This window comes from Burkholderia sp. Ac-20392, from assembly GCF_017104585.1.
In the GTDB taxonomy this organism is placed as follows: domain Bacteria; phylum Pseudomonadota; class Gammaproteobacteria; order Burkholderiales; family Burkholderiaceae; genus Burkholderia; species Burkholderia lata.
Map to the genome: position 1 here is coordinate 1 of NZ_JAAGPB010000443.1, position 6,907 is coordinate 6,907.

General features: G+C 66.2%; 4 protein-coding genes and 1 other RNA gene. 3 read left to right on the forward strand and 2 right to left on the reverse strand.

Annotation, left to right across the window (positions count from 1 at the left end; genetic code table 11):
• The first annotated feature begins 529 nt into the window (after positions 1–529).
• Positions 530–994: an OsmC family protein gene (locus G3N99_RS31465; protein ID WP_081436573.1), complete on the forward strand. Its 465-nt coding sequence runs from the start codon at positions 530–532 to the stop codon at positions 992–994.
• 70 nt (positions 995–1,064) lie between these two features.
• Here the strand turns inward: G3N99_RS31465 and rnpB are convergent.
• Both rnpB and pyrC read right to left on the reverse strand, forming a co-directional pair.
• Positions 1,065–1,476: RNase P RNA component class A (gene rnpB, locus G3N99_RS31470), an RNA gene on the reverse strand.
• A gap of 65 nt (positions 1,477–1,541) precedes the next feature.
• Positions 1,542–2,606 (reverse strand): dihydroorotase, encoded by a 1,065-nt coding sequence (gene pyrC, locus G3N99_RS31475; protein WP_206124334.1) that lies wholly within the window; start codon positions 2,604–2,606, stop codon positions 1,542–1,544.
• 206 nt (positions 2,607–2,812) lie between these two features.
• Between pyrC and G3N99_RS31480 the strand changes: the two genes are divergently transcribed.
• Positions 2,813–3,724, forward strand: a complete 912-nt coding sequence (locus G3N99_RS31480) for a class II glutamine amidotransferase (protein WP_174939187.1) — start codon at positions 2,813–2,815, stop codon at positions 3,722–3,724.
• A gap of 641 nt (positions 3,725–4,365) precedes the next feature.
• On the forward strand, positions 4,366–6,907 hold a 2,542-nt coding region (locus G3N99_RS31485; RefSeq protein WP_206124335.1), incomplete at its 3' end, for an ESPR domain-containing protein.

Genomic DNA, 6,907 nt, shown 5'->3' on the forward strand with positions numbered 1-6,907 from the left:
ACTTCTGCGCGCGCGGGCACGGCCATGCGTCGGCCGTCCACGCGCCGGCACCTGACGCACGCTCGCCCGGCACGTTGCCCGGCGCGACATCGCAGCCGGCCGCCAAGCAACCGGTGTAACGATGCCGGGGCGCGCAAGCCGCGCGCCGATGTTTGCATGGGACGAAAAAAAGCCCGAACGGCTGGTTCGGGCTTAATCCACCATAGGAGGAGGGTGGAGGAGACATTCGGAGGTTGCCGCAGCGCGACAACCAATGAGGCTCATTATACGAACGCGTCGCCGACTCCACAAGAAAATTTGCATTACGAAATCAAACACCATAATGCGGAATTTCTTGAAACTCGTTTGAAAAATTTATTTTCCCTTTAAAATCAACCACCTGACACCGTGAGACAGGGTCAGGAACCACCCTCTTCTAGAGCAAAACCCCTAAATTCGAGCGGAAATTGGCCGTCCGGCGCGTCGCTCGTGCGGCGCCTGCATTGCACGTCGTGCAGCGCATCAGCCGACCGTTGCGCAGCGGGCTACAATGCCGGATCGAATCCGAATCAGGCAACGCTGGAGTGCAAGCATGGAATGCAAAGTAAGCTGGATGGGCCAGGACGGCATGGCGTTTTCCGCCGAGACCGGCAGCGGCCACCTCGTCACGATGGATGGCGCGCCCGAAGGCGGCGGCCACAACCTCGCGCCGCGCCCGATGGAAATGGTGCTGCTCGGCACCGGCGGCTGCACGGCCTATGACGTCGTGCTGATCCTGAAGAAAAGCCGCCAGGAAGTCAGCGGCTGCTCGGTCACGCTGAAGGCCGAGCGCGCGAGCGAAGATCCGAAGGTATTCACGAAGGTGCACTTCCACTTCACCGTCACCGGGCGCAACCTGAACCCGTCCACGGTCGAACGCGCGATCAACCTGTCGCACGACAAGTATTGCTCCGCGTCGATCATGATCGCGAAGACGGCCGAACTCACGCATTCGTTCGACATCGTCGCCGCCTGAACGCACGGCGAGCGCACATGAAAAAAGGGCCGGCGCTCCGTGGGGAGACGCCGGCCCTTTCGCATTCGAACGGCAAAGCAGGCCGATAAGCCGGATTCTGTGCACGCTGCGCGCCGAAGCACGCAACGCGTGGCAGCCATTCCTCTAGGCGCGCCATTGCTGACGCGCTCAAGCTTCCTACCCGCAGACGAGACGGGGGCCCCGTCCTGCATCCGAAAATGCGCGCCTGCCTACTTGGAATTGCTCCGGGTGGAGGTTACCGTGCCGGCGAACGTCGCCGTCGCCGCGGTGCGCTCTTACCGCACCGTTTCACCCTTACCTGATCCCGGCTTGCGCCGGGCCATCGGCGGTTTGCTTTCTGTTGCCCTGTTCCGCGTGTCGCCACGGATGGCCGTTAGCCATCACCCTGCCCTGTGGAGTCCGGACTTTCCTCGCCCCCGCGCGCCCGAAGGCGGCGAGGCCGCGACTGCCTAGCCTGCTTTGCGACGCGCATTCTAGCACCGAGCGCTGCCGGCCGTGTGGCCGGGCTCGCGCGGCGGCGCGAAGGTCACGCCAGTTTCCAGCCGATCGTCTCGCCGCCACGCAGCGGCACGACGGGCGTATCGCCCGCGAAGATCTCGCGCGGCAGTTCCCACGCCTCGCGACGCAGCGTGACCGTCTCGGCGCTGCGCGGCAGCCCGTAGAAATCGGCGCCGAAGAAGCTCGCGAAGCCTTCCAGCTTGTCGAGCGCGCCGGCCGTGTCGAACGCTTCCGCATACAGTTCGAGCGCGTGCAGCGCCGTGTAGCAGCCCGCGCAGCCGCACGCGGTTTCCTTCGCGTCGCGCGCATGCGGCGCGCTGTCGGTACCGAGGAAGAAGCGCGGGTTGCCCGACGTCGCGGCCTCGACCAGCGCGACGCGATGCGTCTCGCGCTTCAGCACCGGCAGGCAGTAGTAATGCGGGCGAATCCCGCCGACGAACAGCGCATTGCGGTTGTACAGCAGGTGATGCGCGGTGATCGTCGCGCCGAGCAGGCCGGGCGCCGCGTCGGCGTCGCGCACGTAGTCGGCCGCGTCCTTCGTCGTGATGTGTTCGAACACGACCTTCAGGCCCGGGAAATCGCGGCGCAGCGGCGTCATCACGCGGTCGATGAAGACCTTCTCGCGGTCGAACAGGTCGATCGATGCATCGGTCACTTCGCCGTGCACGAGCAGCGGCATACCGGTTTCCTGCATCGCCTCGAGCGTCTTCGCGCATTTCGCGAGATCGGTGACGCCGTGGTCGGAATTCGTCGTCGCGCCGGCCGGATACAGCTTCACGCCGTGCACGAAGCCGCTTTCGCGCGCGCGGCGGATCTCGTCGGGCGGCGTGTTGTCGGTCAGGTACAGCGTCATCAGCGGTTCGAACGTCATCCCGACCGGCAGCGCGGCGAGGATGCGCTCGCGATAGGCCTGCGCCTGCGCGGTGGTCGTCACCGGCGGCTTCAGGTTCGGCATGACGATGGCGCGGCCGAACTGGCGTGCAGTGTGCGGCAGCACGGCGGCCAGCATGTCGCCGTCTCGCAGGTGCAGGTGCCAGTCGTCGGGACGGGCGAGCGAGAGCGTCGCCGGGGAAGAAGCGTTCGAGGCAGTCATAGGAGGCGTCGTGAGGAACGGGCTGGCCGTCGGCGGGGCCGGAACACGCGTGCCGCGGGCCGACTGACGGCAAACCGCAACACGGGGCCTTTGGCCAGCGGAATCCGCTTTTTACCGCTCAGGGCTCGGTGATATGCTAGAAGCCGCATTGTACCGGGGTTCGCCCGGTTCGTTACCCCCCGCCTCAGCCTGCTGCCCCAAGTAAAATGTGCCAACTCTTAGGAATGAACTGCGCCGCGCCGACGGACGTCACATTCTCCTTCACAGGTTTCGCGGCCCGGGGCGGGCTCACCGATCACCATGCCGACGGCTGGGGCATCGCGTTCTTCGAAGATAAGGCCTGCCGCCTGTTCATCGATCACCAGGCCTCGGCCACGTCGCCGATCGCCGAAATGGTGAAACGCTACCCGATCAAGTCCAAGAACACGATCGCGCACATCCGCAAGGCGACGCAAGGCCACATCCTGCTCGAGAACAGCCATCCGTTCATGCGCGAGCTGTGGGGCCGGCACTGGATCTTCGCGCACAACGGCGACCTGCAGGACTACGCGCCGGACATGGACGGCAGCGTCTACCATCCGGTCGGCACGACCGACAGCGAACAGGCATTCTGCGTGCTGATGCAGGGGCTGCGCGAAGCGTTTCCCGGCGCGCAGCCGCCGTTGCCCGAACTGTTCGAGCGCGTCGGCGAGCTGACGCGCGGCATCACCGATCACGGCGTATTCAACTTCCTGATGTCGAACGGCCAGGCGCTGTTCGCGCATTGCTCGACGCGGCTGCACTACCTCGTGCGGCGCTGGCCGTTCTCGACCGCGCACCTCGTCGACGAAGACCTGTCGATCGACTTCGCGAAATACACGACGCCCGAGGATCGCGTCGCCGTGATCGCGACGCAGCCGCTCACCGACAACGAAGTCTGGACCGCGTTCGAGCCGGGCGAGCTGATCATGTTCCAGTGCGGCGACGTCGCTGCACGGATGCGGATCCCGGTGCCGGAGCGCGTGCTCGAGAAGCTGCGCAATCCGGCGCTCGATGCGTCGGCATCGGCGCCGCGCGACGCACGCGAGGCGCTCGCCACAGCCGCCGAAGTCGATTCCGACGACGCAATCGACTTCTGAGCCCGGCGCGCCAGCGCCCTCTTCCCTTCATCTTTTCGCCACGGCGCGGCAAGTCGAAGGCTCGCCGCATCCGGTCGCGGCGGTGGCTTCGTGCGCGGGCGATACGGTAACGTTCACCGTCGGACCCCATCGCCCATCCGAGCACCGAATCCGCTTCATCCGGACCCCAATCCAGTATCTCGAAGCGACGCCGCGCCATATTTTCCCGATTTGATTTATTTTCAAACGGAAATAAATCAAAAGACCAAAATAAAATCGGACGCCCGGCCGATACATAATCCGGGATCCGAATTTTAACGCACCAAGCCGGCGCAAACCGTGCGCCACCTCACCGATCCAGCAATCGCGGACTCATATCGCTCAAACCCACCAAATCCTTACCCACCAAGGCTTTCAGTTCGATTCATCACACAATCAAAATATATCCGATGAAAACGGCATGATTGCCGCATTTGTTAGCTTCCCGACAATCCATCACCCGCACGATCAATAGACTCCGCCCATCCTCGGTGTAATGAATTGCGATTGGCGGAGAAACGGCCACGGCCGCCGCACACCCATTCACGCCATTCTCCACCGCGGATTGCGATTTCACTGCACCGCGGTGAAAACCACATCAAAAGAAGAGAGAGGGGCTTGTCGTGAATCATTCATTTCGATCGATATGGAGCGAGACCGCCGGCTGCTGGGTCGCGGTTGCGGAAACGGCACGGGCGCGCGGCAAGCGTTCGGGCAACTCGTCCGGCACGAGCCGCCGCGCCGCGCACGCGGCAACGCACCGGACCTCGCTTCGCATCGTGGCACTCGGCGCGTTGCTGGCCGCGCTGTCGGCCGGTTCCGCGCATGCATCGACCTGCGGCGGCGGCACGGCCGTCGCAAACGGCGGCACCTGCGCGCCCGGCAGCTTCAGCCCGACCGTCAACGACAACCTGGCAGGCTCCGCCACCGTCTCGGGCGGCGACACCGTCGGCGTGTCGGGCGCATGGACCGGCGCCGGCGGCGACCCGGGCTACACGCTCACGCCGATCGGCAGCACGAGCATCGTGTCGGGCAACCCGAACCAGCCGCTACTGTCGCTCGGCGGCAAGACGCACAGCGTCAGCACGCCCGACTCGATCACCGGCACCCGCACGTCGGTCGCGACCTACGACTCGTCCGCGTTCTCCGCGTCGACGGCCGGCGCGACCGAGGTGCCCGTCTACCACGACGTGAACGGCGATCAGTACGTGAACACGCGCATCGGCACCGTCACCGCCACCGGCGGTACGCTCAACGTGTCGATCGGCAACGCGGCGAATGCGCCCGATGCAGCCGGCAACGCGATCTCGATGGCCGCAAAGGGGACCGACCTGACCTTCGCGGACGGCACGGGTGCCACGACCAGCACCGTCAACTGGAACTCGCGCAACCAGATCCGGTTCACCACCGGCGACTACGTTGCGGACGGCGGCGCCATCGGCAGCCGCCAGCTCGACGTGCCGGCCTACGCGGGCACCTTCACCGCATTCGACGGCAGCACGTGGAACGTCACCGACGCCGCAACGCTCGCCGCGTACAACGACTTTCTCGTGCGCTCGGTGCAAAGCGGCGCGCTCGGCTCGCAGGCCGCTTACGACAGCGCGTTCGGCCAGGCCATCACGTTCTCGCAGCAAACCTTCCAGTATCAGAACAACGTGTCCTCGGGCGACAAGAACACGCTGCCGATCGGTTTCCTGTCGGCGATGCACGGCACGGGCGCGAACGCGACACTGCACATCGGCACGGACGGCCAGATCGACTTCCGCGGCGTCAACACGATCGTCTCGAGCTCGGCCGTCCTCGCGGAGAACGGCGCGCACTTCATCAACGACGGGCGCCTGTCGGGCGACTTCACGCTGGTGCGCCTGCTGAGCGGTGCAAGCGGCGTCAACAACGGCGTGATCTCGTCCGGGTACGCGTCCGGCGACGACTTCGACACGAGCGGCAGCACGCCGCCGAACAACTTCGACTACCACGCGTACACCGAAGGCAACGGCGTGTTTGCGAACGGCGCGGGCACGTCGTTCGTCAACAACGGCGTGATGAACGTCGGCGCGTGGACGCTCGACGGCAACCAGCCGGACCTGCAGAACTACGCGGTCGCCGTGACCGGCGGCGCGACGGCGTCGAACGCCGGCACGATCAACGTCGGCGTCAATGCGACGACGCTCGACAGCCAGGTGATCGGCGGCCTCGTCGATGGCGGCAGCTTCACGAACCAGGCCGGCGGCACGATCTACCTCGGCCGCTCGGCGCAGTACGCGCCCGGCGGAGCGGCAAACGACGTCGCGCTCGCCGCGCACGCGTACGGCATCCTGCTCGGCAATACCGGCACCGCGAGCAACCTCGGCACGATCGTGATCGGCTCGCAGACGCAGAATGGCGCCGCGATGGCGAGCATCGGCTCGACCTCCGGCACGCTGACCAACGCAGGCACGATCGTCGTCAACGGCGCGGCGGCCGGCACGCCGCTCGCCAACGTCGGCATGCTCGCGGCCAACACGGCCGCGACCGTGACCAATACCGGCACCATCACGCTGAACGGCGTGAACGGCATCGGCATCATGGTCGTCGGCACCGGTACGCAGGCAACGTCCGCCCTGTCGAGCGGCACGATCAACGTCGCCGGCGGCCTCGATCCGGCCTCGGGCACGCGCAACTATGGCGTGTGGGCCGAAGGGCCGAGCGCCACGGCCACGCTCAACGGCGCGCTCAACCTGACGGGCACCGGCGCGATCGGCGTGCATGCACGCTCGGGCGCGACGATCAACGTCGGCGCCAACGCGGTGCCGGCCTTCATGTCGGGCACCAACCAGATCGGCTTCTACGCGTACGGCGCGGGCTCGAAGATCAACGTCGCCGCGCAGCACCTCAGCGTCGACACCGACGATTCGACGCTGTTCCGCGTCGCGGGCGGCGCGGCCTACACGGGCACGTCGACGGCCGGCGCGCTGACGACCGACGTCAACGGCCAGCGCGCGCACGGCGTGCTCGCGACCGACGCCGGCACCCTGCTGTCGACCGGCAACGCGATCTACAACGTCAACGGCGCGAACGGCATCGCGATCGCGGTCGAAGGCGGCGCGCAAGGCACGATCGACGCGGGCGCGACGATCAACCTGAACGCGGCCGGTGCGATCGCCGGCGTCGTCGACGGCCAGGTTG

Bases quoted from the DNA above. Each gene is read 5' to 3' on its own strand.
- G3N99_RS31465 (WP_081436573.1), top strand. From the start codon at position 530: ATGCCGGATCGAATCCGAATCAGGCAACGCTGGAGTGCAAGCATGGAA.
- pyrC (WP_206124334.1), bottom strand. From the start codon at position 2,606: ATGACTGCCTCGAACGCTTCTTCCCCGGCGACGCTCTCGCTCGCCCGT.
- G3N99_RS31480 (WP_174939187.1), top strand. From the start codon at position 2,813: ATGTGCCAACTCTTAGGAATGAACTGCGCCGCGCCGACGGACGTCACA.